Annotated in this window: 30 protein-coding genes and 1 pseudogene; 25 read left to right on the forward strand and 6 right to left on the reverse strand. The window is 71.3% G+C overall.

What is annotated here, in order from left to right; genetic code table 11:
* The first annotated feature begins 2 nt into the window (after nt 1-2).
* The 5 genes from frdA to ACWDLG_RS32570 all read left to right on the forward strand — a co-directional run bounded on the left by frdA (nt 3) and on the right by ACWDLG_RS32570 (nt 4,517).
* Nucleotides 3-1,736 (forward strand): fumarate reductase (quinol) flavoprotein subunit, encoded by a 1,734-nt coding sequence (gene frdA, locus ACWDLG_RS32550; RefSeq protein ID WP_449927473.1) that lies wholly within the window; start codon nt 3-5, stop codon nt 1,734-1,736.
* A 102-nt stretch (nt 1,737-1,838) separates the two neighbouring features.
* Nucleotides 1,839-2,681, forward strand: coding sequence for a succinate dehydrogenase iron-sulfur subunit (sdhB, locus tag ACWDLG_RS32555; protein ID WP_449927476.1), 843 nt, complete (start codon nt 1,839-1,841; stop codon nt 2,679-2,681).
* Nucleotides 2,678-3,061 carry a hypothetical protein gene (locus ACWDLG_RS32560; RefSeq protein ID WP_354907276.1) on the forward strand — a complete coding sequence of 128 codons (384 nt, stop codon included), beginning with the start codon at nt 2,678-2,680 and terminating at the stop codon, nt 3,059-3,061. Before sdhB ends, ACWDLG_RS32560 begins: the two co-directional genes overlap by 4 nt.
* Nucleotides 3,058-3,399 carry a fumarate reductase subunit FrdD gene (gene frdD / locus ACWDLG_RS32565; RefSeq protein ID WP_449927481.1) on the forward strand — a complete coding sequence of 114 codons (342 nt, stop codon included), beginning with the start codon at nt 3,058-3,060 and terminating at the stop codon, nt 3,397-3,399. Before ACWDLG_RS32560 ends, frdD begins: the two co-directional genes overlap by 4 nt.
* Nucleotides 3,400-3,578: 179 nt before the next feature.
* A complete protein-coding gene (locus ACWDLG_RS32570) occupies nt 3,579-4,517 on the forward strand; it encodes a diacylglycerol/lipid kinase family protein (protein ID WP_354907274.1) in 939 nt (312 codons plus the stop codon).
* A gap of 75 nt (nt 4,518-4,592) precedes the next feature.
* Here ACWDLG_RS32570 and ACWDLG_RS32575 read toward each other — a convergent pair whose 3' ends face one another.
* The 5 genes from ACWDLG_RS32575 to ACWDLG_RS32595 are packed head-to-tail and all read right to left on the reverse strand — an operon-like array spanning nt 4,593 to nt 9,262.
* On the reverse strand, nt 4,593-5,534 hold the full coding sequence (locus ACWDLG_RS32575; protein ID WP_449927485.1) for an NAD-dependent epimerase/dehydratase family protein: 942 nt from the start codon (nt 5,532-5,534) through the stop codon (nt 4,593-4,595).
* The gene (locus ACWDLG_RS32580) at nt 5,531-6,778 is read right to left on the reverse strand and encodes a nucleotide sugar dehydrogenase (RefSeq protein ID WP_449927488.1); all 1,248 of its coding nucleotides are present in this window, start codon (nt 6,776-6,778) and stop codon (nt 5,531-5,533) included. Before ACWDLG_RS32580 ends, ACWDLG_RS32575 begins: the two co-directional genes overlap by 4 nt.
* 2 nt (nt 6,779-6,780) lie before the next feature.
* Nucleotides 6,781-7,683, reverse strand: a complete 903-nt coding sequence (locus ACWDLG_RS32585; RefSeq protein WP_449927491.1) for an endo alpha-1,4 polygalactosaminidase — start codon at nt 7,681-7,683, stop codon at nt 6,781-6,783.
* On the reverse strand, nt 7,680-8,540 hold the full coding sequence (locus tag ACWDLG_RS32590) for an NAD-dependent epimerase/dehydratase family protein (RefSeq protein ID WP_449927494.1): 861 nt from the start codon (nt 8,538-8,540) through the stop codon (nt 7,680-7,682). The genes ACWDLG_RS32585 and ACWDLG_RS32590 overlap by 4 nt, the downstream gene beginning before the upstream one ends.
* Nucleotides 8,537-9,262, reverse strand: coding sequence for a sugar phosphate nucleotidyltransferase (locus ACWDLG_RS32595; RefSeq protein ID WP_354907268.1), 726 nt, complete (start codon nt 9,260-9,262; stop codon nt 8,537-8,539). Before ACWDLG_RS32595 ends, ACWDLG_RS32590 begins: the two co-directional genes overlap by 4 nt.
* Nucleotides 9,263-9,372: 110 nt before the next feature.
* Here ACWDLG_RS32595 and ACWDLG_RS32600 point away from each other — a divergent pair, with 110 nt between their 5' ends.
* The 14 genes and pseudogenes from ACWDLG_RS32600 to ACWDLG_RS32665 all read left to right on the forward strand — a co-directional run bounded on the left by ACWDLG_RS32600 (nt 9,373) and on the right by ACWDLG_RS32665 (nt 19,345).
* Entirely contained in the window at nt 9,373-10,110 is a 738-nt protein-coding gene (locus ACWDLG_RS32600) for a class I SAM-dependent methyltransferase (protein WP_449927498.1), read from the forward strand.
* Nucleotides 10,107-10,253 (forward strand): hypothetical protein, encoded by a 147-nt coding sequence (locus tag ACWDLG_RS32605; RefSeq protein WP_354907265.1) that lies wholly within the window; start codon nt 10,107-10,109, stop codon nt 10,251-10,253. Before ACWDLG_RS32600 ends, ACWDLG_RS32605 begins: the two co-directional genes overlap by 4 nt.
* Nucleotides 10,254-10,375: 122 nt before the next feature.
* Nucleotides 10,376-10,513, forward strand: a pseudogene (locus ACWDLG_RS32610) (phage holin family protein); the annotation flags it as partial.
* Nucleotides 10,514-10,558: 45 nt separating this feature from the next.
* Nucleotides 10,559-11,257 carry a hypothetical protein gene (locus ACWDLG_RS32615; protein ID WP_449927503.1) on the forward strand — a complete coding sequence of 233 codons (699 nt, stop codon included), beginning with the start codon at nt 10,559-10,561 and terminating at the stop codon, nt 11,255-11,257.
* 4 nt (nt 11,258-11,261) lie between these two features.
* Complete coding sequence (locus ACWDLG_RS32620) at nt 11,262-12,155, forward strand: YihY/virulence factor BrkB family protein (RefSeq protein ID WP_449927506.1); 894 nt, start codon at nt 11,262-11,264, stop codon at nt 12,153-12,155.
* Nucleotides 12,152-12,484, forward strand: a complete 333-nt coding sequence (locus ACWDLG_RS32625) for a hypothetical protein (protein ID WP_449927509.1) — start codon at nt 12,152-12,154, stop codon at nt 12,482-12,484. The genes ACWDLG_RS32620 and ACWDLG_RS32625 overlap by 4 nt, the downstream gene beginning before the upstream one ends.
* Before the next feature lie 10 nt (nt 12,485-12,494).
* Complete coding sequence (locus ACWDLG_RS32630; RefSeq protein ID WP_449927512.1) at nt 12,495-13,208, forward strand: DUF1838 family protein; 714 nt, start codon at nt 12,495-12,497, stop codon at nt 13,206-13,208.
* 15 nt (nt 13,209-13,223) lie between these two features.
* Nucleotides 13,224-13,736, forward strand: coding sequence for a MaoC family dehydratase (locus ACWDLG_RS32635; RefSeq protein ID WP_449927515.1), 513 nt, complete (start codon nt 13,224-13,226; stop codon nt 13,734-13,736).
* On the forward strand, nt 13,736-14,884 hold the full coding sequence (locus tag ACWDLG_RS32640; RefSeq protein WP_449927517.1) for an acyl-CoA dehydrogenase family protein: 1,149 nt from the start codon (nt 13,736-13,738) through the stop codon (nt 14,882-14,884). Before ACWDLG_RS32635 ends, ACWDLG_RS32640 begins: the two co-directional genes overlap by 1 nt.
* Nucleotides 14,881-15,282 (forward strand): HIT family protein, encoded by a 402-nt coding sequence (locus ACWDLG_RS32645; RefSeq protein WP_354907256.1) that lies wholly within the window; start codon nt 14,881-14,883, stop codon nt 15,280-15,282. The genes ACWDLG_RS32640 and ACWDLG_RS32645 overlap by 4 nt, the downstream gene beginning before the upstream one ends.
* 107 nt (nt 15,283-15,389) lie before the next feature.
* Nucleotides 15,390-16,568, forward strand: coding sequence for a sensor histidine kinase (locus ACWDLG_RS32650; protein ID WP_354907254.1), 1,179 nt, complete (start codon nt 15,390-15,392; stop codon nt 16,566-16,568).
* A gap of 140 nt (nt 16,569-16,708) precedes the next feature.
* On the forward strand, nt 16,709-17,464 hold the full coding sequence (locus ACWDLG_RS32655; protein ID WP_449927522.1) for a LytR/AlgR family response regulator transcription factor: 756 nt from the start codon (nt 16,709-16,711) through the stop codon (nt 17,462-17,464).
* Nucleotides 17,461-17,823: a hypothetical protein gene (locus tag ACWDLG_RS32660; RefSeq protein WP_354907253.1), complete on the forward strand. Its 363-nt coding sequence runs from the start codon at nt 17,461-17,463 to the stop codon at nt 17,821-17,823. The genes ACWDLG_RS32655 and ACWDLG_RS32660 overlap by 4 nt, the downstream gene beginning before the upstream one ends.
* A 31-nt stretch (nt 17,824-17,854) precedes the next feature.
* A complete protein-coding gene (locus ACWDLG_RS32665) occupies nt 17,855-19,345 on the forward strand; it encodes a sodium/solute symporter (protein WP_449927526.1) in 1,491 nt (496 codons plus the stop codon).
* On the opposite strand, the gene ACWDLG_RS32670 is transcribed toward ACWDLG_RS32665, so the two are convergent.
* Nucleotides 19,305-20,327 (reverse strand): LacI family DNA-binding transcriptional regulator, encoded by a 1,023-nt coding sequence (locus tag ACWDLG_RS32670; protein WP_449927529.1) that lies wholly within the window; start codon nt 20,325-20,327, stop codon nt 19,305-19,307. The two genes, ACWDLG_RS32665 and ACWDLG_RS32670, sit on opposite strands and share 41 nt — an antisense overlap.
* A gap of 10 nt (nt 20,328-20,337) precedes the next feature.
* On the opposite strand from ACWDLG_RS32670, the gene ACWDLG_RS32675 reads away from it, so the two are divergent.
* The 6 genes from ACWDLG_RS32675 (at nt 20,338) to ACWDLG_RS32700 (ending at nt 26,593) form a co-directional block, all read left to right on the forward strand.
* Nucleotides 20,338-21,501 (forward strand): trans-sulfuration enzyme family protein, encoded by a 1,164-nt coding sequence (locus tag ACWDLG_RS32675; protein WP_449927532.1) that lies wholly within the window; start codon nt 20,338-20,340, stop codon nt 21,499-21,501.
* 30 nt (nt 21,502-21,531) lie between these two features.
* Nucleotides 21,532-22,785 (forward strand): ABC transporter substrate-binding protein, encoded by a 1,254-nt coding sequence (locus ACWDLG_RS32680; protein WP_449927535.1) that lies wholly within the window; start codon nt 21,532-21,534, stop codon nt 22,783-22,785.
* Complete coding sequence (locus tag ACWDLG_RS32685) at nt 22,782-23,672, forward strand: carbohydrate ABC transporter permease (RefSeq protein WP_449927538.1); 891 nt, start codon at nt 22,782-22,784, stop codon at nt 23,670-23,672. The genes ACWDLG_RS32680 and ACWDLG_RS32685 overlap by 4 nt, the downstream gene beginning before the upstream one ends.
* Nucleotides 23,669-24,490, forward strand: coding sequence for a carbohydrate ABC transporter permease (locus ACWDLG_RS32690; protein ID WP_449927541.1), 822 nt, complete (start codon nt 23,669-23,671; stop codon nt 24,488-24,490). The genes ACWDLG_RS32685 and ACWDLG_RS32690 overlap by 4 nt, the downstream gene beginning before the upstream one ends.
* 175 nt (nt 24,491-24,665) lie before the next feature.
* Entirely contained in the window at nt 24,666-24,995 is a 330-nt protein-coding gene (locus ACWDLG_RS32695) for a DUF485 domain-containing protein (protein ID WP_449927544.1), read from the forward strand.
* Nucleotides 24,992-26,593 (forward strand): solute symporter family protein, encoded by a 1,602-nt coding sequence (locus ACWDLG_RS32700; protein WP_449927547.1) that lies wholly within the window; start codon nt 24,992-24,994, stop codon nt 26,591-26,593. Before ACWDLG_RS32695 ends, ACWDLG_RS32700 begins: the two co-directional genes overlap by 4 nt.
* Nucleotides 26,594-26,656: the final 63 nt, after the last annotated feature.

Consider the following 26,656-nt stretch of genomic DNA (forward strand, 5'->3'; position numbering starts at 1 on the left):
ACATGATCGACGTGCTCATTGTCGGGGGAGGCGGGGCCGGTCTGCGGGCGGCGATCGCGGTCGCCGAGACCGACCCCTCGTTGACGGTGGCGGTCGTGTCGAAGGTCTACCCCATGCGCAGCCACACGGTCTCGGCCGAGGGCGGCGCGGCCGGGGTGATCGGCATCGGAGACACCCTCGACGAGCACGCCTACGACACCATCTCGGGCGGCGACTGGCTGTGCGACCAGGACGCGGTGGAGGCGTTCGTCGCCGAGGCGCCGCGCGAGCTCATCCGGCTCGAGCACTGGGGCTGCCCGTGGAGCAGGGAGCCCGACGGGCGCGTGGCGGTCCGGCCGTTCGGCGGCATGAAGCGCCTGCGCACCTGGTACGCCGCCGACAAGACCGGCTTCCACCTGCTCCACACCCTCTTCCAGACCACGCTGAAGTACCAGGAGATCGTCAGGTACGACGAGTGGTACGTCACCCGGCTCATCGTCGACGACGGCCGCGTCCACGGCGTGGTCGCCATCGAGATCAGGACGGGCCGGGTCGAGGCGATCGCGGCCAGGACCGTCATCCTGGCCACCGGCGGCTGCGGGCGGGTCTTCCCGTTCACCACCAACGCGGCGATCAAGACGGGCGACGGCATGTCGCTGGCCTACCGGGCGGGCGCGCCGCTGAAGGACATGGAGTTCGTCCAGTACCACCCGACCGGCCTGCCGTTCACCGGGATCCTCATCACCGAGGCGGCCCGCGCCGAGGGCGGCTGGCTGGTCAACAAGGACGGCTACCGCTACCTGCAGGACTACGACCTCGGGCAGCCCACCGACACGCCCCGGCTGCGCAGCATGGAGCTCGGCCCCCGCGACCGCCTCTCGCAGGCCTTCGTCGGCGAGCAGGAAAGGGGCCGCACCGCCGAGACGCCCTACGGCCCCGTCGTCTACCTGGACCTGCGCCACCTCGGCGAGGCGAAGATCGAGGCGCGGATCCCGTTCGTCAGGGAGCTGTGCAGGTGCTACCAGAACCTCGACCCCGCCACCGACCTGATCCCGGTCCGGCCCGTCGTGCACTACATGATGGGCGGCGTCCACACCGACCTCGACGGCGCCACCCCGATCGCGGGCCTGTTCGCGGCGGGGGAGACGGCGTGCGTGAGCATCAACGGGGCCAACCGGCTCGGCTCCAACTCGCTGCCCGAGATCCTCGTCTTCGGCGCGCGGGCGGGCGCGGCGGCGGCCAGGTTCGCCGCAGCCCACCGCGGCGGCGAGGTCGCGGCCGTCCGCGGCCAGGGGGAGGACGAGCGGCGGCGGCTGCGGCGCGCGCTGGACGGCGGCGGCACCGGGCCGAGGATCGCCGACCTGCGCGAGGAGATGCAGCAGACGCTGGAGGGCGCGGCGGGGATCTACCGGACGGGCGAGACGCTCGCCAAGGCGGCGCAGACGCTGGCGTCGCTGCGGGAACGCGCGGTGGACGCCCGGGTGGACGACGACAGCACCACGTTCAACACCGAGCTGCTCTCGCTGCTCGAACTGCACGCGATGCTCGACGTCGCCGAGACGATCGTGGCGTGCGCGCTCGGCAGGACCGAGTCCAGAGGCGCGCACCAGCGGCTCGACTTCCCGGCCCGCGACGACGCGCAGTTCCTGGCCCACTCCCTGGTCCAGCGCGCGCCGTCCGGCCTGCCGTCGGTCGGCCTGCTGCCCGTCACGCTCACCCGCTGGCCGCCCGGCCGGCGGGTGTACGGCCGTGACTGAGCCGCCGGTGGCGGAGCGAAGGGTCGACAAAAGACGGGGCGATTGAAGACGGGGCGATTGAAGACGGGGCGACGAAGAAGGGGCGATGGGGAAGGGAGGCCGATGAGCACCAGGTCGAGCCAGGAGCCGGCGCCGGCCGGCGGGGACGGCACGCAGGACACCGCGCGGGACACCGGGCTGGACACCGGGTCGGACACCGCCCGGCCCGCCGTGCGGGACGCCCCGGCCACGATCAGGCTGGAGATCAGCCGGTACCGCCCCGAACGGGACGAGAAACCGGTGTTCGAGTCCTTCGACGTGCCGATGCGCGACGACTGGGCCGTCCTCGACGGCCTCAACCACGTCAAGGACCGGCTGGACGGCACGCTGACGTTCCGGTGGTCGTGCCGGATGGGCGTGTGCGGGTCGTGCGGCATGAACGTCAACGGCAAGCCCAGGCTCACCTGCGGCACCTTCCTCACCGAGTTCGGCGGCGGACCGGTCAGGATCGAGCCGCTCAAGGGCTTCCCCGTCATCCGCGACCTGGTCGTGGAGATCGACGACTTCCTCGCCAAGCTCTCACACGTGCGGCCCTGGCTGATCAGGGAGGGCGAGGAGCTGCCGCCGACCGCCGAGTACGCCCAGACGCCCGAGCAGCTCGAGGCATACAAGCAGTACTCGATGTGCATCAACTGCATGCTGTGCTACTCGGCCTGCCCGGTCTACGTGCTCAACCCCGACTTCCTCGGCCCGGCGGCCATCGCGCTCGCCCAGCGCTACAACCTCGACTCGCGCGACCAGGGCGACCGGCTCGACCTGCTCGGCGGCGACGAGGGGGTGTGGGGCTGCACGTTCGTGGGCGAGTGCACCAGGGTCTGCCCCAAGCACGTCGACCCCGCCGAGGCGATCCAGCGCTACAAGGTCACCGCCGCCATGCGGTCGGTCCTGCCGTGGAGCAGGCGATGACGGCCGCCGGCGCCTACCGGCCGCCCCGCGACCGGCTGTGGTTCCTGCGCTCGCGCTCCTACGCGCTCTTCGTCGCCAGGGAACTGACCAGCCTCTTCGTCGCCTGGACGGTCGCCTACCTGCTGCTGCTGGTCGCCGCCGTCACCGGCGGCACGCTGCAGGAGTTCGCCGCCCTGGCCGCGCGGCCGTGGATGATCGCGCTCAACGTGCTCGCCCTGGCCGCCACCGCCTTCCACGCGGTCACCTTCCTCAACCTGGCGCCCAAGGCCACCGTCGTCAGGCTGGACGGCTGGCGGGTGCCCGCCTTCATGATCCAGGGCGGCAACCACACCGCGTGGCTGCTGGTCTCGGCCGTCCTGGCGTGGGCGGTGCTGCGATGAGACGCACGCCGGAGCCGTACCTGTGGCTGCTGTTCAGCGCCGGCGGCGTGGTCGCCGCGCTGCTGCTGCCGGTGCTGGTCCTGCTGTTCGGGGTGCTCATGCCCCTGGGCGTGCTCGACTGGCCGGCGCAGGCGCGGCTCGCCGCGCTGCTCGACCCCGTCCCGGTACGGCTGGCGCTGGTCGTCGTCGTGGCGCTCTGCCTGTCCCACGCCGCCCACCGCATCAGGTTCACCAGTGAGGAGATCCTCGGCATCGCCAGGTTCGACCGCGCCCTCGCGGTCGCCTGCTACGGCGCCGCGATCGCCGGCACGGTCGTCGCCGCCGTGCTGCTGTGCTGACAGGGCTGTTGTGACAGGGCTGTTGTGACAGGGCTGTTCTGACGTTGCTGTTCTGGCGTTGCTTCTCCGGCGGGGGCTGCTCTGAGAGGGCGCCGGCGGCGGCCATGCCGGGATCCCCATGCGCACGCGGCGATCACCGGCCGCCGGGCCAGGCGCCCGGCGGCCCTACCATGTCAACCATGACCGAGCTCCGCAGCAAGGCTGAGCACACCGAGGCCATCCGCAGGGACCGCAGGATCGCCGTGGTGATCAACACGCGCTCCCGCCGTGGCCGCCGCCATTACTTCGAGGTGCTGGACCAGATCCACGCGCTCGGCTTCGAGCCGCTGGCGGAGTACTCCGTCGTCAACCCCAAGCGGCTGCGCGCGCACCTGGACAGGGCGCTGGAGACCAAGCCCGACCTGCTGGTGGTCGGTGGCGGCGACGGCACGCTGTCGTCGGCGGTCCGCCACGTCGCCCACCGCGACGTGGCCCTCGGCGTGCTGCCGCTCGGCACCACCAACAACTTCGCCCGCAGCCTCGGCCTGCCGCTCGACCTGGCGGGCGCCATCCGGGTCTTCGACACCGGCAAGGTCGCCGACATCGACCTCGGTATGGCCGAGGACCGGCCGTTCGCCAACCTGGCCAGCTTCGGCGTCTCGGTCGAGGTCGCCGGCACGGTCAAGCCGTGGCTCAAGCGCATCCTCGGCCGCCCCGCCTACCCGCTGACCGCCCTGACGATCATCCCGGGCCACAAGCCGTTCCGCGCCGTCCTGACCGTCGACGGCAAGCGGCACGAGCTGCTCACCGACCAGCTCAACATCGCCAACGGCCGCTTCCACGGCGGCTGGCAGGTGGCCCGCGACATCAGCATCGACAACGGCATGCTGGTGGCCTACCAGCTCGGTTCCGGCAAGAAGCTGCGGCTGCTCGGCGAGACGCTGGTGCGCGCCACCACCGGCAGGTGGCGCAGCCTGGCCGGCGGGCCGTTCGTGATGGGGCGCGAGATGCTGCTGGAGACCGAGCCGCCGATGGCCGCCGACGTCGACGGCGAGGTACGGCTGCGCACCCCGATCAGGCTGCGCGTGGTGCCCAACGGGGTGCGCGTGATGGTGCCACCGGACTTCCAGGACAGCTGAGCGCCGCCCGCCGCCCGGCCGGACCCGCGGCCTGCCGGGACGGGATCGCGGTCCCGGCAGGCGCGGCCACGAGGGTCAGGCGCCGGGCGAGATGCGCCGGTACCAGTCGAACGTCCGCCTGACCCCCTCCTCCAGGGGCACCCGCGGCTCGAAGCCCGTCAGCTCCCGCAGCAGGGAGATGTCGGGACAGCGGCGGGCCACCGAGCCGGCCGGCGCGGGCACCGGGTCGATGACCGGGTCTCCGCCCGCCAGCCGCAGCACCAGCTTGGCCAGGTCGGAGATGGTCGTCTCGTCGGTGTCGTCGCCGATGTGCACGATCCGCCCGAAGGCCGCGGGTGTCGCCATCAGCCGCACCATCGCCTCCACCGCGTCCTCGACGTGGCAGAACGCCCGCGTCTGCTCGCCGCCGTACAGCCGGAACGGGTTCTCGCCGCGCAGGGCGCGCAGCGCGAGCTCGGGGATCACATGGTCGGCGCCCATCCGCGGCCCGTACACGTTGTGGAAGCGGCCCACGACGGCGTGCGCGCCGTGCAGGACCGCCGCCTCGCCGTGCAGCTTGCTGATGGCGTAGGAGAAGCGCGGCGCCGCCACGTCCTCGATGACCAGCGGGACGCTCTCGGGCGTCGGCACCGGCACCAGCCCGGCGGTGACGCCGCCCGCGTACGCCTCGCTGGTGGAGGCGTAGAACAGCGGCTCGCCGGGCCTGATCCAGTCCAGCAGGTGCATCAGCGCCAGGGTGTTGACGCGCAGCACCCGGGCGGGGTCCCGCTCGACGTTGCGGACGCCGACGACGGCGGCCAGCAGGTAGATCTGGTCCCAGCCGTGCTCCAGCGCCCGGTAGGAGGCGGGATCGGTGAGGTCGGCGTCGCGCACGTCCAGCGGCATGCCCTCCAGGTCGCGGTCGCGCCTTCCCCTGGAGAAGTCGTCGACGACGGTGACGGCGTGGCCGTCGGCCAGCAGGCGCCTGGCGAGGTGGAGCCCGATGAAGCCGGCGCCGCCCAGCAGAAGGACTCTCATCGCGTGTATCCGATCCCCGCGTAGCGGATGCCCCGTCCGGTGAGCCCGTCGGCGTCGAGGATGCGCCAGGAGTCGAACAGCACCCTGATCGGGGTGTCGCCGACCGTCATCCCGCGGTAGTCGGGGTGGTCGTTGACGATCAGCATCGCGTCGGACTCGGCGAAGGCCTTGTCGAGGCTGACGGGTCGCCCGCCGTACCGGGCGATGACCTCGTCGGCGACCAGCGGATCGTGGCCGAGGACGGTCAGCCCCGCCCTGGTGAAGACCGGCATCATGTGCTCGACGGGGGTGCCGCGCATGTCGTCCGTGGCCGGCCAGCCCTTGTAGGCCCAGCCGAGCACCGACAGGATGACGCCGTCCGTCTCGCCGAACGTCTCACGGATCAGGGCGACCAGCCGTTCGGCGACATGGGACGGCAGGCGCTCGTTGAGCGCGCGGGCGTGGCCCACCAGCGAGGTGGTGGCGCTCGCCCGCATGAGGTACGGGTCCTTGGTGAGGCAGCCCCCGCCCACGTAGCCGGGCTTGGCCAGGTCGGGGCGCGGATAGCCGAGGTTGGCCGCGCCGATGACCTCCAGCGGGTCCAGCCGGTGCTGCTCGGCGATCAGCGCCAGCTCGTTGCCGTAGGCGTAGATCAGGTCGGTGTGGCAGTTGTTGGCCAGCTTGACCATCTCGGCCGCCTCGAGGCTCGAGACGGGGACGATCCGGTCGGCCAGTCCCTCGAACAGCTCGACCCCCGCATCGAGGCTGTCCTGGTCGAGCCCGCCGATCACCTGGGGCAGCTCGACCAGCTCCCGCAGCGCCTGCCCCTGGATGGTGCGTTCGGGCGCCATCACCAGGCGGGTGCCGGGCTCGAGGCGGGGCAGCACGACCGAGCGGCTGGTGCCGATCGGCACCGTCGATCGCACCACCACCAGGCGCTGCCGCCCGCACGCTTCGGCGGCGGTGGCCAGGCCGTCCAGGCGCGGTGTCCCGGTGGCGAGGTCGACGGGCGTGGACACGCACAGGATCACCGCGTCCAGCGGCTCGCCGGGCAGCGCCGCGCCGATGCGGACGCGGCCGCCGAGGTGCTCGTCGAACACCTCCTGCACGCCCGGCTCGAACACGTGGATCCGCCCGCGCGACAGCGCCTCCACGACGGCAGGGTCGACGTCCACGCCGTGGACCGTGAAACCCTTGCGGACCAGTGCCGCGGTGAGCGTCAGGCCTACGTATCCCATGCCGACAACGCCGACGGTCTTCGGCATCGTCACTCCTTTCCTTCCCGAGGGAAAACCCCGCAGGGGGGACTCACCAGGTCCAGGTCGACCGTGGTGACGTTGCCCGCGAACCCGTGCCGGCGGTAGGCCGCGCAGGCGGCGCGGCGGTTGCCGGGGGCGGCGGCGTAGTCGGTGGCCAGGACGGCCTTGCCCGCGGCGCGCAGGGCGGCGGCCTCGGCGAGGTTGCCGGCGCACCACTCCTTCGCGCAGGCCCGGTCGGTGGCCCTGAAGAACAGCTCCTCCATGCCGATGCCGTCGATGGCGGCGGTGTAGCCGCCGTTGTGCCGCAGCTCGGGCGAGTTCTGCGGGACGACGAGGAAGCCGGGGCGGACGGCCTTGGCGTAGGCGCTGATCCGGACGATCAGATCGGTCATCTTCCTGCCGAGGCTGTGGCGGGTCTCGCCGGGCACGCGCGCCAGGTCGATCTCCTCGTACGCCAGGGGCGTGTCGAGGTAGACGCCGTCGAAGCCGGCCCGCAGGGCCTGGTCGACCCTGGGCCTGATCACCCGGTCCCACCACCACGGGTCCCAGTACTTGACGAAGTGCTCGTCGGGCCAGTCCGGCCAGACGTTCAGCCGCAGCCCGGCGGGCAGGCTCGCGAACTCCGTCCTGAACTCCTCCAGCGAGCCGATCTCGAAGTAGCCCAGCACCGTCTTGCCGCTCTCGCGCACCGCGGCGATCTCGGCGGCGGTGAAGTAGCCGGCGGCGGTGCCGTCGCGCGACAGGTCCACGACGGCCAGCCGGTGCGGCGCGGCGGCCACCGTGTCCAGCCGGCCGCCGGGATAGCCGGTCAGCACGTAGGTGAAGGAGGTGACGTCGAGCAGTCCCCCGGCGCCAGGGGCGGAGGCGCAGGCGCTCACCGTGAGCAGCAGGGCGAGGGCGAGCCGCCTCATCGCTCCTCCGCCATGGCCGCGACCGACGCGGCCAGGCCGTGGACGGGACGCCAGCCGAGGACCTTGATCGCCCGGGTGATGTCGGCCTGGCTCCACGGCGCCGCGCCCGACCGGTCGGATCCCCCCGCCATCTCGTGGATCCCGCCGTCGAAGCCCAGCGCGCGGGCCAGCAGCGCCACGGCGTCGCGGACCGGCACCGCCCGCCCCGACCCCACGTTGAGGATCCGCTCGCCGCCCAGGTCCGCGAAGGTCGCGGCCACCACGGCGGCGGCGACGTCGCGCACGTCCACGAAGTCGCGCATCGCGCCGAGCGGGCCGAGCGTGATGTCGTCCTTGCCCTCGCGCAGCAGCCGGGCCGCCCGGCCCAGCACGTTCACCGGTGTGAGGCCGGGCCCCACCGGGTTGAAGACGCGCAGCGACACGCCGTCCACCGGTCCTGAGGCGACCAGCCCGGTTCCGGCCAGGTGGCTCACCCCGTAGGCGGTGACCGGCCTGGCCGGGTCGTCCTCGCGGACCGAGCTCCCGTACGGCGTGGGCCCGTACTCGGCGGCCGAGCCGAGCCGTACCAGCCTGGCGGCGGGCGCGACCGCGGCCATGGCCTCCACGAGCAGGGCGACCACGCCCGCGTTGCCGCGCAGCAGCTCGTCGGGGCCGCCCGCCATCCGCCCCACGCAGCTGAGCACCGCGTCGGGCCGGACGCGGGCCAGCAGGCCGGTCACGGCGGCGACGTCGGCGGCCAGCAGGTCGAGCCGCTCCCGCCCCGCGCAGACGACCTCCCCGACCCGGGGGTCGTTGTCCAGCAGCAGCCTGACCTGGCGGCCGAGGAACCCCGAGGCGCCGAGCAGCAGCACCCTCACAGCGCCCGCTCCGGCTCCGGGAGCAGCAGCGGCCTGATCTCCTCGAAGCGAGCGTTCGCCTCGTCGTAGTCGTCGGGGCGGCCGATGTCGAGCCAGTAGCCGTCGAACTCGAAGACCGCCGGCGGCCGCTCGCGCGCCAGCAGGTCGAGCACCAGGTCGTCGAAGCCGAAGGCCATCCCCTCGGGATAGCCCTCGATGCAGCCGCGCGACAGGGCGTAGACGCCCATGCTGACCAGGTAGCTGAGCAGAGGCTTCTCCCTGAAGCCCGTGATGTGCCCGCCGGCGGCCTCCAGCACCCCAAAGTCGATCTTGACGACCCGCGGGGCCGTGGCCACCGTCAGCGGCGCCGTCGAGGCGGCGTGGCCGCGCAGCAGGTCGGCGTAGTTCAGCGTGGTCAGGACGTCGCCGTTCATGACCAGGAAGTGCTCGGGCAGCCGGTCCCTGATCGAGAACAGCGGCCCGATCGTCGACAGCGGCGCGACCTCCTCGGTGTAGTCGACGGCCAGCTCCCACCGGGCGCCGTCCCCGACGAACGCCCTGATCAGCGGGGACAGATGGCCGACGGCCAGGGTGACGCTGGTGAAGCCCTGCGCCGCGAGCTGGCGCAGGATGATGTCGAGGATCGCGTACTCCTCGCCGATCGGCACCAGCGGCTTGGGCAGCGCCGAGGTGTACGGCCGCAGCCGCACTCCCTTGCCGCCCGCCAATATGACGACATGCATGAACATCCCTTTCAGGGGTGGGACAGGCGTGCGATGCAGCGAGTGTCGTCGCGCCGGGTTTCACTTCGGTTCCTCTGCGGTTTCTCCCGCGGGGACTAGGGTCGGTAGGCGTGGGGTTCGAGAACGCCGAGGACCGCTGGCGGCACCGTCTCGGCGAACTGCGCAACGTCGTCCGCCAGGAGCTGGTCACCCGGCAGCTCGACAGCCACCTGCCCGCCGCGCCCGCCCGCGTGCTCGACGCCGGATGCGGCCAGGGCACCCAGGCGCTGCGCATGGCCGAGCGCGGCCACGACGTCACCGGCGTCGACACCTCCGCGGACCTGCTCGGCCTGCTGCCCCCCGGCAGGGTCACGACCGTGCGCGCCGACCTGTCCGAGCTGCCGGCGCTGTTTCCGCCCGCCTCGTTCGACGTGGTGCTGTGCCACGGCGTGCTGATGTACTTCGCCGACCCCGGTCCGCTGCTCACCGACCTGGCACGACTGGTCCGGCCGGGCGGGTTCCTGTCGCTGCTGGTGCGCAACGGCGACGCGCTGGCCATGCGGCCCGGCCTGGCGGGCGACTGGCCGGCCACCCGGGCCGCCTTCACCGCCGACGCCTACACCAACAGACTGGGCGTGCGCGCGCGGGCCGACCGCCGCGCCGACCTCACCGCGGCGCTGGTGGCGCGCGGCCTGGAGGTGACGCACTGGTACGGCGTGCGCGTCTTCACCGACCCGGCCCCCGACGCGACGCCCACGCCGGACGACCTGGACGCGCTGATCGACTGCGAGGAGATCGCCGGCCGTACCGACCCCTACAGAGCAGTGGCCGCGCTGACACACCTCATCGGTGGTAGACAGGAAGCATGAAACGTCCCGGCAACTGGTGCGAGCGGCCGCGACCACCCCAGCCGTGGTGCGAGCGACCGGCTCCTCCCGCCCCGTGGTGCGAGGTGCCGGGCTCCTCGGTGCTCGGCGTGCTCGACGCGCTGCTGAAGGCAGCCAAGCGCTGAGGTTTCCCCGCCGCGGGGCGGGTAGTCGCTCCCTCCATGAACACCGAGCGGCACCGTTGCACGGCTGAGCCGGCCGGCGACGCGCCCGTGTCGCCGGCGTCGTCGGTGTCGTCGTCGTCGCGCTGCCGCCGCCACGGGCCACGGCCGCAATCGTGGCCGGAGTTTTGCTCATCCTTGCCGCCGTACTTGGTCTTATCGGTAGGAAGCAGGGCGAACAGGTGGCATCGCCGGCGCCCGTGGCGGCGAACGAGAGCGTCAGGACCGACATCGACGTGGATCGACGTGGTGAGAGAGAGGGGACGACGATGACCGAGACCGATCCGGGCTTCAGCGACGCGCACGCCGGCGACGTGGGCGCGCGCAGGGCCACGGTGGGCACCCCGACCGACCACGAGTCCGTCAACGTCCCGCCCACCAGGGCAGGGGCGGCGGAGAACGCCGAGGCCGCGGCCGAGGCGCGCAGGCCGCACGAGGAGTTCGTGCCCGAGGGCCCGATCCCCGATGACAGGGCCGGCGAGGCGGACAAGTGGGACGACGAGCCCGCCGAGGTCTCCGGTGGCCAGGCCCCCGGCGAGCAGGTTCCCGGTGGCCAGGCTTCCGGCGGCCAGGACTCCGGTGGTGACCAGGTCGCCGGCGGGCCGGGCCCGGGCGGCCGGAGCGGCGCGAGCGCCGCGGCCACGCCGCGGCCGAGCACCGACCGGCTGGTGGCGGGCGGGCCCGGGCAGGGCGGCGGGCGCGACGAGATCGCCGGGACCCGCGGGGAACTGGGCGGCACCGTCGAGGCCATGGTGAACAAGGCCGACCTCAAGGGCAGGGCGAGCGGGGTGGCCGGCGCGGCCAGGGACCGGGTCGTCGCCGTCACCGACCGGATGCCGGACCCCGTCAGGGACGCCGCCGACAAGGTGGGCGCGCAGGCGCGGCGCCGGCCGGGCCTGGCGGCCGTGGCCGCCGGCGTCGTGGCCCTGCTCGTGGCCCGGAGGCTGATGCGGCGAGGCAAGAAGTAAGCGTATGTGGTGGAGCGCGCTCAGGCGGGCGTTCGCCGAGTTCCGGCGCGACGGCGTGCAGGACTGGGCGGCGGCGCTCACCTACTACGGTGTCCTGTCGATCTTCCCCGCCCTCATCGTGCTGGTGTCGCTGCTCGGCATGGTCGGAAGGGACGACGCGGCCACGGTGCTCGGCGGCATCGCCGTCCTGGCCCCGGCCGAGGTGCGTGACCTGCTGCTCCAGGGGCTTGCGGGGGTGCGCAGCACCGGCGCAGGAGCGCTGGCGATCGTCGGCCTGCTCGTGGCGCTCTGGTCGGCCTCGGGGTACATCGCGGCCTTCATCCGCGCGGCCAACGCGATCTACGACATCCGGGAGGGCCGTCCGTTCTGGAAGCTGACGCCGCTGCGCCTCGGGCTGACGCTGCTGGTCATGGTGCTGCTGGCGGCCGGGGCGGTCGCCGTCACCCTGACCGGCCGGGTGGCCGAGGTGGCAGGCGACCGGCTCCGCGTCGACGACACGCTGGTCACGATCTGGGACATCGCCAAGTGGCCGGTGCTCGCCCTCATCGCCGCGGGGCTCATCATGGTGCTGTACTGGGCGGCGCCGAACGTGCGCCAGCCGGGGCTGCGCTGGATCACCCCTGGCGGGCTGGTCGCGGTCGTGCTGTGGGTGATCGTCTCCGGCGGTTTCGCCCTGTACGTGGCCAACTTCGGCTCCTACAACAAGACCTACGGCACGCTCGCCGCGGTCGTGGTGTTCCTGATCTGGCTGTGGCTGTCCAACATGGCGGTGTTGTTCGGCGCGGAGTTCGACGCCGAGCTGATCAGGGGCAAGCGCATGGCGGAGGGGCACCCCGCGGACGCCGAGCCCTATGCGGTTCCGCGGGACCCGCCCGCGCCCGATACGCTGCCGACATGATTCGTCGTGCGGTGGTGGCCGTGATCATCGCGCTCGGCCTGGCCGGGTGCGGTGGCGGTGGCGCGGTCAGCGACCTCGGCAAGGTCGTCGAGGGCGTCCCGGGCGCGACCACGCAGGTCCAGGTCGGCAAGGGGCAGCGCTTCTCGGTGGCGCTGCCGCACGGCGACTGGGAGCTGAAGCAGGTGCCCGACGCCAAGGTGGCCTCCTTCATCAGCGAGGAGCACGCCGACGACCGCTCCTACTTCGTCTTCAACGCCAAGCACCCCGGCAGCACACGCGTCGAGATCACCGGTCAGGGAGCGGCGACGGTGGCGATCACCGTGCAGTAGGGTGCCGCGCATGAGCGATCTCCGGGAGTTCATGCGCGTACGGGCCAGCGCCGACGGGGCGGAGACGGTGACCTGGTGGACCGGCGACGTCTACGCCTATCTGCCCGACGACGGGCCCCGTCACCTGTTCGGCTTCGAGGGTGTCAACGTGGCGCGGGCGGTGGAGGGCGACGGCGGCTGGGAGCTGCTGACCAGGGAGGCGGCGGCCTACCTCGACCCCGTCTCGCGTGAGCCCCTCGACATCTGGGACAACCCCTTCACCGGCCGGTCCGTCGACGTCCAGCACGTCTACAACGATCCGGTCAACCAGCGGTTGCGCGGCTTCACCGTGCCCACCACCAGGCTCGGCGACACGGTCGTGTTCAACACCGACATCCTGCTGGCCTACCCGTCGCCGCTGAAGGTGGCCGACCATCCCGACAACTCCTTCAGCGACACCTACCGGGCCATGGAGCTGTTCCAGTTCTTCGCCCCCGCGGCCGATCTGGACGGCCAGGCCCCCTCGGTGCCGAGCACGCTGTCGTGGTGCCGGGTCTCGCCGTGGCTGCCGTGGATGGCGATGGCCCAGCGGCCGGGCGCGCTGGTCTACCACTGCAGGGGCGCCAAGGTCGACGAGGTGCCGGGCAACCTCGAGGCGTTCTTCGGCCCGATCAGCGCGCCCGTCGAGTGGAGCGCGCCCAACCAGACGAGCTGGACGACCTTCGTTGACCGAAGAAAGTTCTAGTCGTAGATTGCCCAGGTGACGGTGCACCAACCCGGCCTCGGCCGGTACTACGAGGACTTCGTCGTCGGCGACGTCTACCAGCATCCGCTGGGCCGCACGATCAGCGAGGCGGACAACACCTGGTTCACCCTGCTGACGATGAACACCAACCAGAACCACTTCAACGCGCACTTCGCCGCGGGCGCCCCGGCCGGGAAGATCATCGTGAACTCCGGCCTGTCCGTGGCGATCGTGCTCGGTCTGTCGGTGATCGACGTGAGCCAGAACGCGATGATGAACCTCGGCTGGGACGAGATCAGGCTCACCCATCCGGTGTTCGTCGGCGACACCCTGTACGCCGAGTCGAAGGTCCTCGACAAGCGCGAGTCGAGGTCGCGCCCCTACGCCGGCATCGTCACCTGCGCCACCCGCGGCCTCAACCAGGACGGCGACGAGGTCATGTCGTGGCGGCGGACCGTCATGGTCTACAAGCGGGACGCGCCGCACGACAAGGGCTACTTCCCGACCGCGAAGAACGGACCCATGTGATGGACTTCGAGCTCGACGAGGACCAGCAGCTGTTCCGCGCCACCCTGAGAGAGTTCGTCGACAAGGAGATCGTGCCCGTCGCCGGCGAATGGGAGCGGTCGGGCCGCTACCCGGCGGAGATCGTCGAGCGCTTCAAGGAGCTCGGCCTGTTCGGCATGACGATCCCGGCCCGCTACGGCGGCCTCGAGCTCGACCGCGTCTCCTACGCCCTGGTCTTCGAGGAGATCGCCCGCGGCTGGATGGGCGTGGCGGGCGTGCTCGGCTCCCACTCGCTGTCGGCGTGGATGATCGACCAGTACGGCACGCCCGAGCAGAAGGAGCGCTACCTGCCCGGCCTGGCCGCCGGCACCCGCCGTACCGGGATCGCGCTGACCGAGCCGGGGGCGGGCACCGACCTGCAGGGGATCACCACCCGCGCGGTCCGCGACGGCGACCACTACGTGATCAACGGCGCGAAGACCTGGATCACCAACGCCCGTCACGCCGACCCGATGCCCGTCCTGGTGAAGACCTCGATCGAGACGCCCGCCCACAAGGGCATGTCGATGCTGCTCGTCGAGGCCGGCACGCCCGGCTACACCATCAGCCGCGACCTGCCCAAGCTCGGCTACAAGGGCACCGAGACCTGCGAGATCACCCTCGAGGACGTGCGGGTGCACCGCGACCGGTTGCTCGGCGGCGTCGAGGGGCGGGGGATGCAGCAGGCGCTGTCGGCCCTCGAGCTCGGCAGGGTGAACATCGCCGCCCGCGCGGTCGGCGTCGCGCAGTGCGCCTTCGACGCCGCGCTCGCCTACGCGGGACAGCGGGAGGCGTTCGGCAGGCCGATCGGCGACTTCCAGGCCATCCAGCTCAAGCTCGCCGACATGGCCACCGACATCCAGGCGGCCAGGCTGATGACCTACTGGGCGGCCTCCAGGTCGGCCAGGGCGGAGGCGGCCATGGCCAAGTACTTCGCCTCGGAGGTGGCCCTGCGCGTCACGATGGAGGCCATGCGCGTGCACGGCGGCTACGGCTACTCGCAGGAGTTCGTCCTCGAACGCCTCTACCGCGACGCGCCGCTGATGGCGATCGGCGAGGGCACCAACGACGTGCAGCGCCTGCTGATCGCCAGGGAACTGCTCAAGGGAACGGTGAGGGTCGGCTGGTGAGCTGTCCGTTCTGCGAGATCGTCGCGGGGGAGCGGGCCGCCTTCGTCGTCTCCTCCGACGAGGTGGCCGTCTCCTTCCTCGACGCCAGGCCCGTCTTCAAGGGGCACCTGCTGGTGGTGCCGCGGCAGCACGTCGAAACGCTGACCGACCTGCCCGAGGTGGGCCCCTTCTTCGAGCGGGTGCAGCAGCTGGCGGGCGCCGTGGAGAAGGGTCTGGAGGCGGCGGGCACGTTCGTGGCGATGAACAACCGCATCAGCCAGAGCGTCCCCCACCTGCACGTCCACATCGTGCCGCGCAACAGGAAGGACGGGCTGCGCGGCTTCTTCTGGCCGCGCGTGAAGTACGACTCCGACGAGGAGGCCGCGGCCTACGCCGCCGCCATCAGGGGGAGCGGCTGAGCGGGCGGCCCCCGCGCGCCCGCCGGGTCCGCCCTTCAGCACCGCGAGTCCGCCTTGAGGACCGCGGGCCGCGCCCCGCGGCGGCGGGACGGCGGTAGGCTCCGGCCGTGGAACCCGTGGTCGTCGCCCTCCTCCTGGCTCTCCTCGTGGGCGGTCCCGCCCTCGTGCTGTGGCGGGTGCTGCGCGGGCGCCGCGAGCTCGGCTCGGGCCCGGCCGAGCGGGCCACGTTCGAGACCCTGCACACCGCCTCGCTGGCCGCGCCGCCGCTGCGCGCCGGCCTGTCGGAGGAGGGGGCGCAGCGGGCCTCCAAGCACCTGCGCGAGCTGCTCGGCTCCCCGGCGATCGCCATCACCGACGGCGAGCGGCTGCTGGTCTACGACGGCGCGGGCGAGCACCACGCGGCCGAGGCGTTCGCCCACGCGGCGGGCACCCTGAAGGACGGCCGTACCCAGGTGCTCAACCTCGACTGCGAGCTGCTCGAGTGCCCGATCAGGCACGCCGTGGTGGTGCCGCTCACCACGGACGACAGGGTGGTCGGCTCGCTGGCCGCCTACGGCGAGCACAGCTCGGCCGGGCTGGTCCGCGCCGCCCAGGAGGTGGCCCGCTGGGTCGACTCGCAGCTCGAGCTGGCCGAACTCGACCGCAGCCGCACCCTGCTGATGGAGGCCGAGGTGCGGGCGCTGCGCGCCCAGATCTCCCCGCACTTCATCTACAACTCCCTCACCACCATCGCCAGCTTCGTCCGCACCGACCCCGAGCGGGCCAGGGAGCTGCTGCTGGAGTTCGCCGACTTCACCCGCTACAGCTTCCGCAGGCACGGCGACTTCACCACCCTGGCCGAGGAGCTGCGCTCCATCGACCGTTACCTCATCCTCGAACGCGCCCGCTTCGGCGACCACCTGCGCGTCACGCTGCGGATCGCGCCTGAGGTGCTGCCCGTCGCCGTGCCGTTCCTGTGCCTGCAGCCCCTGGTCGAGAACGCCGTCCGGCACGGCCTGGAGTCCAAGGACGGCGTCGGCCGCATCACGATCATCGCCGAGGACGCGGGCGCCGAATGCCGCATCAGCGTCGAGGACGACGGCCTCGGCATGGATCCCGAACGTCTGCGCCGGATCCTGGCCGGCGACGTCCCGGCGGCCGGCGGCGTCGGCCTGGCCAACGTCGACGAGCGGCTGCGCCAGGTCTACGGCGACGAGTACGGCATCGTCGTCGAGACGGCGCAGGGGGCCGGCACGAAGGTCAACGTCAGGGTCCCCAAGTACCACCCCGGGGTGTCAGCCCGCTGATCTACTTTGTAAAGGCGTGGCCCTGGTAGCAGTGGCCGTACGGTCCTCCTCGCACACATGGCGGAGCCCGCGACGATTTCGCGAGCCTGTGATCGGGTCGTGACAGGCTTGACGCCTGATGTCTGTTTCATCACTCTCAAATGACCGGAGGGAGAGCCGTGAACGGGCTGCGGGTGCTGGCGGTGGACGATGAGCTCCCCGCGCTCGAGGACCTGGCGTACCTGCTGCGCGCCGATCCCCGGATCGGCGAGGTCGCCACGGCGCGCGACGGGGCGGCGGCGCTGCGGCTGCTCGACCGGGCCATGGCCGAGGGCAGGCCGATCGAGGCGGTCTTCCTCGACATCAGGATGCGCGGGCTGGACGGGGTGGTGCTGGGCAGGCTGCTGTCGCGCTTCGCCGACCCGCCCCGGGTGGTGTTCGTGACCGCCTACGAGGAGCACGCGGTCGACGCCTTCGAGATCAAGGCCGAGGACTACCTGCTCAAGCCGGTCCGCCCGGAACGGCTCGCCGAGGCGATCAGGCGGGTGTGCGTCTCGTCCGACGTGCCCGCCGAGAACGCCGAGTACGACACGATCCCCGTCGAGCTGGGCGGGGTGACCAGGTTCGTCTCCACCGCCGACGTGGTCTACGTGGAGGCGCACGGCGACTACGCCCGCCTGCACACCTCCGGCGGCAGCCATCTGGTGCGCATCCCGCTGGCCACGCTGGAGGAACGGTGGGCCTCCTCGGGCTTCGTCCGCGTGCACCGCAGCCACCTGGTCGCCGTCAAGCACATCGAGGAACTGCACATCGACTCGGGCCGGTGCACCGTCAGGGTGGGCGAGACCGAGATCCCCGTCAGCCGCCGCCACACGCGCGAGCTGCGCGACCTGCTGCTGCGGAAGGCGAAGCGATGAAGGGCCGCGTCACCGTCACCAGCCCGCGCACCGCCGCCGCCCGCCGTCCCCGCTACCCGGCCAGCAGGGAGATCGACGAGCAGACCCGCCTCGGCGAGGTCTACATGCGCTCGCTGCTGCGCACGCAGTTCAGGCTCGCCCTGTTCGTCTGCACGGTGCTGGCCTGCGTGGTGCTCGGCCTGCCGCTGCTGTTCCTGCTGGTGCCCGAGCTGCGCGCGGCCGAGCTGGCCGGCGTGCCGCTGCCGTGGGCGGTGCTGGCGGGGCTGATCTATCCGCTGTTCGTCGCGGGGGCCTGGCTCTACGTACGGCAGGCCGAACGCAACGAGCGCCACTTCGAAGACCTGGTCGAGCGGCAGTGAACGGCGCGTCCGCGGGGCGGGTGACGGTCGGGTGAGCCTCGCGGCCGTCGGCCTGGTGATGGCCGCGGCGATCCTCATCGGGGCGTTCGGGTTGCGGCTCTCGCGCACGACCTCCGACTTCTACGTCGCCTCCCGCACCGTGACCCCGCTGTGGAACGCCTCGGCCATCGGCGGGGAGTACCTGTCGGCCGCCTCCTTCCTCGGCATCGCGGGCCTCATCCTCACCCACGGCGCCGACATGCTGTGGCTGCCGGTCGGCTGGACCGGCGGATACCTGGTGCTGCTGGTCCTGGTCTCCGCGCCGCTGCGCCGCTCGGGCGCCTACACGCTGCCCGACTTCGCCGAGTCGAGGCTGGAGTCGATGGCCGTGCGCAGGACCGCCAGCGTGCTGGTCGTGCTGATCGGCTGGCTCTACCTGATGCCGCAGTTCCAGAGCGCGGGCATCGTGCTGCGGGCCATCACCGGGGCGCCGGGCTGGGTGGGCGGGCTGCTGGTCGCGGTGGTCGTGGCGGTGAACGTGCTGTCGGGCGGGATGCGGTCGATCACCTTCGTCCAGGCCTTCCAGTACTGGCTGAAGCTGACCGCGCTCGCGCTCCCGCTGGTGTTCCTGCTGCTGGCCTGGCGCTCGGGCGGCGCGCCCGGACTGCCGGCGCACGACGCGGCCCACTGGCAGCTGCCGCTGGCCGGCGCCAAGGAGTACGGGCTGTACTCCACCTACTCGCTGATCCTGGCGACGTTCCTCGGCACGATGGGGCTGCCGCACGTGCTGGTGCGCTTCTACACCAACCCCGACGGGCGGGCGGCGCGCCGTACGACGCTGGTGGTGCTGTCGCTGCTGGGCGCCTTCTACCTGCTGCCGGCGCTCTACGGGTGGCTGGGCCGGATCTACGCGCCCGACCTGGCCGGCACGGACGCGGTGGTGCTGACGCTGCCGTCGCGGATGATCGGCGGCACGCTCGGCGACCTGCTGACGGCGCTGGTCACCGCGGGCGCGTTCGCGGCGTTCCTGTCGACGTCGTCGGGGCTGACGGTGTCGGTGGCGGGCGTGATCGCGCAGGACCTGCTCGGCGGCGGCGCGGTGCGCGCCTTCCGCCTGGCGACGCTGCTGGCGGTGACGGTGCCGCTGGGCCTGGCGGTGTGGGCCAGGGCCCTGCCGGTGGCCGACGTGGTGGGGCTGGCCTTCGCCGTGGCGGCCTCCTCGTTCTGCCCCCTGCTGGTGCTGGGCATCTGGTGGCGCCGCCTGTCGTCGACGGGCGCGCTGGCGGGGCTGCTGGTGGGCGGCGGCCTGGCGTGCGCGGCGGTGATGGCGCAGATCACCGGCGGCCCCTTCGACGGTCTCGTGGGCGCGCTGCTGGCCCAGCCCGCGGCCTGGACGGTGCCGATCGCCTTCGTGGTGATGATCGCCGTGTCGTTCCTCACCCCGCACCACGTGCCCCCGGGCGTGGCCCGCACCATGGTGCGGCTGCACACGCCCGAGACCCTCAACCTGGACCGCGGTGACTGGCGTCCGCGCTCGTCCTGACGGGCAGCTCGCCCGAGCCGCGCACCACCAGCTCGACCGGCACCCGCACCTGCTGCGGTGGCCCGCCGCCCAGCAGCAGGTCCACGGCGGTACGGCCGAGCAGACCGGTGTCGTACCGCACCACGGTCACTCCTGGGTCGAAGACGTCGGCCAGGGCGAAGTCGTCGAACCCCACGAAGGCCGGCCTGTCGGGCCGCCGCCGCAGCGCCTGCAGGATGCCGATCGCCGCCCTGTTGTTGGTGGCGAAGAAGGCCGTGGGCGGGTCGGGCAGCGCCAGCAGCCGGTCCACCTCGCGCGCGGCCCGCCAGGGGTCGAACACGCCGCGCGTCACCAGCCGCTCGTCGAGCGTGCCGAGCGCCTCGCGGTAGCCGCGCGCCCGGTCGTGCACCGAGCTGACCGTCTCGTCGTCGGAGATGAGGGCGATCCTGCGGTGCCCGCGCGCCATCAGGTGCTCGGTGGCCAGGCGCCCGCCCGTGAAGTCGTCGAGCAGCACCGCGCCGGAGTGGGGGACGCCCGGCGGCAGCCGGTCGACGAACACCGCGCGCAGCCCGCCGGCGACCAGCTCGCCGAGCCAGTCGTGCCGGCCGGCCGACGGCACGAGGATGAGCGAGTCGACGCCGCGCGCGAACATCGACTCCACCAGCATCCGCTCGCGCTCGGGCCGTTCCTCGTAGGAGCCGAAGACCACCAGCGCCTCGTGCTCGGCCGCCGCGCTCTCCACCGCCGCGGCCAGGTGGGAGTAGAACTGGTTGGAGATGTTCTCCATCACCAGGCCGATCGTGAGCATCGCCGCGCCCCTGGCCAGGCGGCTGGCCGCCTCGTTACGGCGGAAGCCGAGCGCGTTGATGGCCTCCTGCACCCTGCGCTGGAGCGTGGCGCTGACGTGCGGCTCCTGGTTGACCACCCGGGAGACGGTCTTCAGGCTCACCCCCGCGTGCCGGGCCACGTCGGCCATGGTGGGCGGCTTGCGCCCCTCTGTCATAGTGTCCCCCATGAACGATGACTGGATCTGCGGCAGGCTGGGCGAGGACGCGCCGTGGACGCTCGGCGCCGTCAATCCCCCGATCTACGAGAACTCCCTGTTCACCTTCGAGACGGTCGGCGACCTGGCCGAGGCGATCAAGGACGAGGACGAGCGCTACGTCTACTGGCGGGGCACCAACCCGACCGTCGATCTCGCGCAGCGCAAGCTGGCCGCGCTGGAACGAGCCGAGCGGGCCAAGTGCTTCGGCTCGGGGATGGGCGCGATCTCGGCGACCATCTCGTCGCTGGTGTCGGCAGGCGACCACGTGCTGGTGCTCGGCGCGATCTACGGGCCGACCACGCAGTTCCTGCGCTACCTGGAGAAGTTCGGCGTCACGCACACACACGTCGGCGACCCCGCTGGTCTTGACAGCGCTATCAGAGAGAACACGCGAGTACTCTACTTCGAGTCGCCGTCCTACATGAGCTACCGGCTGGTGGACATCGCGGAGGTGACCCGGTGGGCCGCGGGCCACGGGCTGGTCTCCGTCATGGACAACACCTGGTCGACGCCGCTGTTCCAGAAGCCGCTGACCATGGGCGTCGACCTGGTGATCCACTCGTTGTCGAAGTACGTGGGCGGCCACAGCGACCTGGTCGGCGGGGTGGTGGCCGGCTCCGCCGAGCTGATCAGGCCGATCGCGCTGACGGAGTACCAGCTGTACGGCGCGGCCATGTCGCCGCACGACGCGGCCAAGGTGATCAAGGGGTTGCGCACGCTCCCCGTGCGGATGGCCGCCCACCAGGAGCGCGGCCTGGCCGTGGCGGCCTTCCTGGACAAGCACGCGGCGGTGCGGGCCGTCCACCATCCGGGCCTGCCCTCCCATCCCGACAACGAGCTGGCGGCGCGGCAGATGTCGGGCTTCTCCAGCGTCTTCGGCTTCGAGGTCGACAGCGACGACCGGCGGGCGGTGTCGGCCTTCCTGGACCGGCTCAGGGCCTTCAGGATCGGCGTGTCGTGGGGCGGGTTCGAGAGCCTGGTCATCGCGCCCGCGCTGACCATCGAGGAGTCGGTGCGCGCCACCATGGGCATCCCCGTCGGGCTGGTGCGCCTGTCGGTGGGTCTGGAGCCGGCCGACACACTCATCGAGGATCTGGCTCTAGCGCTGGAGGGGGTTGTGCCCCTAGCTTGAGTGACAGCGCTGTCACCCAGGAGGCACCCCATGAAATCCCCCCTCCTCGCGGCCCTGGCCGCCGCCACTCTGACGATCGCCGCGTGCGGTTCGGACTCCTCGTCCGATGGCGGCGGCACGATCAGGCTCCGCATGATCGAGAGCCTGACCAGCCCCGACAGGACCAAGCTGATCAAGGGTCTGCTCGCCGAGTTCGAGAAGGCCAACCCCGGTGTGGAGGTGGAGCTCGTCTCGCCGCCCTTGGACAGTGCGGACCAGAAGATCACCCAGATCCTGCAGACCAAGAAGGACCTGGACGTGCTGGAAGTGCGCGACCACACGGTCAAGTCCTTCTCCAACAACGGCTGGCTGGCCGAGCTGCCCACCACCCAGTGGGCGGGCTGGACCGACCTGACCGAGCTGGCCAGGAAGAAGGCCGTGGAGGTGGGCGGCAAGCCGTACCTCATCCCCTACGGCTTCTACCAGCGGGCGCTGTTCTACCGCACCGACTGGGGCATGACCAAGCCGCCGGCCACCTGGGAGGAGCTCTACCAGGAGGGCAGGAAGATGACCACCGGCGAGCGGTACGGCTACTCCTTCCGGGGCGGCAAGGGCGGCGCCGACTACGCCGTCCAGATGATCAGCGCCTACAACGGCGAGGCGCTGGACCCGCAGAAGTCCTTCTACCTGAAGGACAAGAAGACGATCTTCTCCACGCCCGAGGCCGCCCAGGCCATGGAACTGTTCGTGAAGATATTCAAGGAGGCCTCGCCGCCCGACTCGGTCGCCTGGGGCTACCCGGAGATGGTGCAGGGCTTCACCTCGGGCGTGACCGGCATGCTGATCCAGGACCCCGAGGTGATCAAGACGGTGGAGGAGAGCGGGCAGACGGCCTGGTCGACCGCGCCGATCCCCAAGGGCCCCACCGGCTACGCCTTCCAGCCCGTCGGCTACGCCGGATGGGGCGTCACCTCCTTCAGCGCCCATCGGGCCGAGGCGGTCAAGCTGGTGCAGTTCCTGTCGGAGGCCAAGCAGAGCATCGCCTTCGCCAAGGGCAACTCGCTGATCCCGATCTCGGTCTCCGCGCAGCAGGACCCGCAGTTCTCCCAGGGCGCCTGGAAGGCCTACCTGGAGGCGCAGCAGGACCCCAAGCAGGTGATCACGATCAGGCCGGTCGACTCGCCCGGATGGAGCCAGTTCCTCGTCGACTCCGACCGTGACGTGCAGGCGCTGCTGACCGGTAAGAAGAGCGTGGCCGACGTGCTGAAGGGCTGGGACGCGTTCTGGGCGGGTCAGGCTTCGTGAGCCGTCCCGCCTTCACCACCCGCAAGGCAGGGCTGATCGCGCTCTGCCTGCTGCCCGGAGTCGTCTTCGTCGCGCTCTTCACCTACTACCCGATGGTGCGCGGCAGCGTCATCGCCTTCCAGCGCTACAACCTGTTCGACCTGACCTCGACCCCGTTCGTCGGGCTGGACAACTTCAGGGCCGTGCTGGCCGAGGACAGGTTCTGGACGGCGCTGCGCAACACCGGCACGTGGGTCGCCGTCTCGCTGTTCTTCCAGTTCTTCCTCGGCTTCGCGCTGGCCCTCCTGCTGCGCCGCCAGTTCCGCGGCAGGGGGCTCTACCAGGCGTGGGTGTTCTTCCCCTGGGCGATGTCGGGGTTCCTGATCGGGCTGCTGTGGCGGTGGATGTTCAACGGCCAGTTCGGGGTGATCAACGACCTGCTGCTGCGGACCGGGATCATCGACACCCGCATCGGCTTCCTGTCCACGCCCGGCTGGGCCATGACGTCGGTGATCGTCGCCAACGTCTGGTACGGCGTGACGTTCTTCGCGATCATGATCATGGCGGCGCTCCAGTCGGTGCCGCGCGAGCTGTACGAGGCGGCCGCCGTGGACGGGGCCTCCAGGCTGCGGCAGTTCTGGCACGTGACGCTGACGCACATCCGCCCGACGCTGGCGCTGATCGTGCTGCTGCGGGTGATCTGGATCCTGAACTTCCCCGACCTCATCTACTCGATGACCGGCGGCGGCCCCGCGGGCTCGACGGACATCGTGACGACCTTCCTGATCCAGCAGGTCATGGGGGGCGACTACGGCAGGGCCGGCGCGGTCGGCTTCCTGGTCCTCGGCCTCCTGCTGGCTTTCAGCGTCTTCTACCTCAACGCCACCCGCTTCGAGAGGTCACGATGATCGCGCGGCGCGCCGCCAAGGCGATCGTGCTGGGAGCCTGGCTCCTGATCACGGTCTTCCCGCTCTACTGGGTCGTCGTCACCTCGCTCAAGCCCAAGAGCGAGATCTTCTCGATGCCGCTGCGGTACTGGCCGGGGGAGCCCACCCTGGAGCACTACGCCGAGCTGTTCTCCTTCGCCGACTTCGGCCGCTACCTGGCCAACAGCCTGGTGGTCGCGCTGGTGTCGGCGGCGGTGGTGACCGTCATCGGCGTGTTCGGCGGCTACGTGCTGGCCCGCTTCGACTTCCCCGGCAGGGGCGCGCTCATGCTGGCCTTCCTGGTCACGCAGATGATCCCGCTGTTCATCGCGCTGGGCCCGCTCTACCTCCTGATGTCGGACCTGGGGCTGCTCAACCGGCTGCCGGGGCTGATGGTCGTCTACGTCGCCATGCTGGTGCCGTTCTGCACGATCATCATGCGCGGCTTCCACGAGCGGGTGCCCGCGGCGCTGGAGGAGGCGGCGCAGGTGGACGGCGCGTCCAGGCTGCAGGCGATGGCGCGGGTGATCATCCCGGTGATACTGCCCGGCGTGGCGGCCACCTTCATCTTCGCCTTCGTCCAGGTGTGGAACGAGCTGTTCCTGGCGATCACGTTCATCGACAGCGAGGACGCCAAGACCGTCCCCGTCGCCATGAACTCCTTCATCACCCAGTACGACATCGACTGGGGTGCGATGGCGGCGGCCACCGTGGTGTCGGTGATCCCGACGCTGGTGCTGTTCGCCGCGATCCGCCGCTACATCGTCGAAGGGCTCACCGCGGGCGCGGTGAAGGGCTGACGGAGCGGGCACGCGACCGCTCAACCCGCAAATCAGACCTTTCACCGCAAGTGGCCGCCAGTTGGCCGCCGCGGCGGCGCGCCTCGCCGAACGGCCGGACTCGCCCCCTCCACGAACGGTAGCTTCCCCTCTTACCTTGTGCGTGATCCGCATCACACCCGGAGGGCGTCGAGCCGTGACTACCAGAGAACATGACACATCGGTCTACGAACAGATGCAGGCCAGCGGTGAGTTCCAGGAGCTGAGGCGGCGCTTCAGGGCGTGGACCTTCCCCATGACGGTGGCGTTCCTGGCGTGGTACCTGCTGTACGTGGTGCTGTCGGCCTGGGCGCGCGACTTCATGGGCATGAAGCTCTTCGGCAACGTCAACGTCGCGTTGATCTTCGGTCTGCTCCAGTTCGTCTCCACGTTCTGGATCGCGTGGGCCTACGCCAAGCATGCGGAGAGGAAGCTCGACCCCATCGCCGACAAGCTCCGCCACGAGGTCGAGGAGAAGATCCAATGAACCTCTCCGCCATCCTGTTCCTCACCTTCGTCGTCGTCACGCTGGGCATCACCTTCTGGGCCAGCCGCCAGACCAAGACCGCCGCCGACTACTACGCCGGCGGCCGGTCCTTCAGCGGCTTCCAGAACGGCCTGGCCATCGGCGGCGACTACATGTCGGCCGCCTCCTTCCTCGGCATCGCGGGCATCATCGCCCTGTCGGGCTACGACGGCTTCCTCTACTCGATCGGCTTCCTGGTGGCGTGGCTGGTCGCGCTGCTGCTGGTGGCCGAGCTCATGCGCAACTCGGGCAAGTTCACCATGGCCGACGTGCTGGCCTTCAGGATGAGCCCTCGCCCGGTGCGCACCGCGGCGGGCGTGTCCACCATCGTGGTCAGCATCTTCTACCTGCTGGCCCAGATGGTGGGCGCGGGCGCGCTGGTCGGCCTGCTGCTCGACATCCACTCGCCCCAGGGCAAGGTCTGGACGATCATCGGCGTCGGCGTCCTGATGATCATTTACGTGGTGGTCGGCGGCATGAAGGGCACCACCTGGGTCCAGATCGTCAAGGCCGTCCTGCTCATGGGTGGCGCGGCCCTGGTCACGCTGCTGGTGCTCGGCAAGTTCGGCTTCAACCTGTCGGCGCTGCTCGGCGACGCGGCCGCGCAGAGCGGCAAGGGTGACGCCTTCCTGAACGGAGGTGGCAAGTACGCCACCGACGCCCAGGGCCTGGCCGGCAAGATCGACCTGATCAGCCTCGGCCTCGCACTCGTCCTGGGCACCGCGGGCCTGCCGCACATCCTCATCCGCTTCTACACCGTCCCGACCGCCAAGGACGCCCGCAAGTCCGTCCTGTGGGGCATCGGCATCATCGGCACGTTCTACCTGCTCACCCTCGTTCTCGGCTTCGGCGCCGCCGCCCTGGTCGGCAGCAAGGCCATCGCGGCGGGCGACAAGGCGGGCAACACCGCCGCCCCGATGCTCGCCGAGCGGATCGGGCAGGCCATCTTCGGCCCCGTCGGCGGCACGATCCTGCTCGCCCTCATCGGCGCCGTGGCCTTCGCCACCATCCTGGCGGTGGTCGCGGGCCTGACGCTCGCCTCCTCCTCCAGCTTCGCCCACGACCTGTACGCCCACGTGTTCAAGCACGGCAAGGCGACCGAGCGCGAGGAGGTCGTGGTGGCCCGGCTGTCGGCGTTCGTCATCGGCGCCATCGCCATCGGCCTCGGCATCCTGGCCCAGGGACAGAACGTCGCCTTCCTGGTCGCCCTCGCCTTCGCGGTGGCCGCCTCGGGCAACCTGCCGGCGATCCTCTACAGCCTGTTCTGGAAGAGGTTCAACACGGCCGGCGCGGTCTCGGCCATCTACGGCGGCCTGATCTCCGCCCTCATCCTGGTGATCTTCTCGCCGGTGGTGTCGGGTTCGGCGACCGCGCTGTTCAAGGACGCGAACTTCGCCTGGTTCCCGCTGTCGAACCCGGGCATCATCTCGATCCCGCTCGGCTTCTTCTTCGGCTGGCTCGGCACCGTACTGAGCAAGGAGTACAACGCCGCCAAGTACGCCGAGATCGAGGTCCGCTCCCTGACCGGCGTCGGTGCCGAGAAGGCCGTCCAGCACTGACCCTCCCGCCGCCAGGGCCCGGCTCCTCAGGGAGCCGGGCCCTCCGTCATGCGGGCGGCCGCG

Source organism: Nonomuraea sp. NPDC003727, from assembly GCF_053586935.1.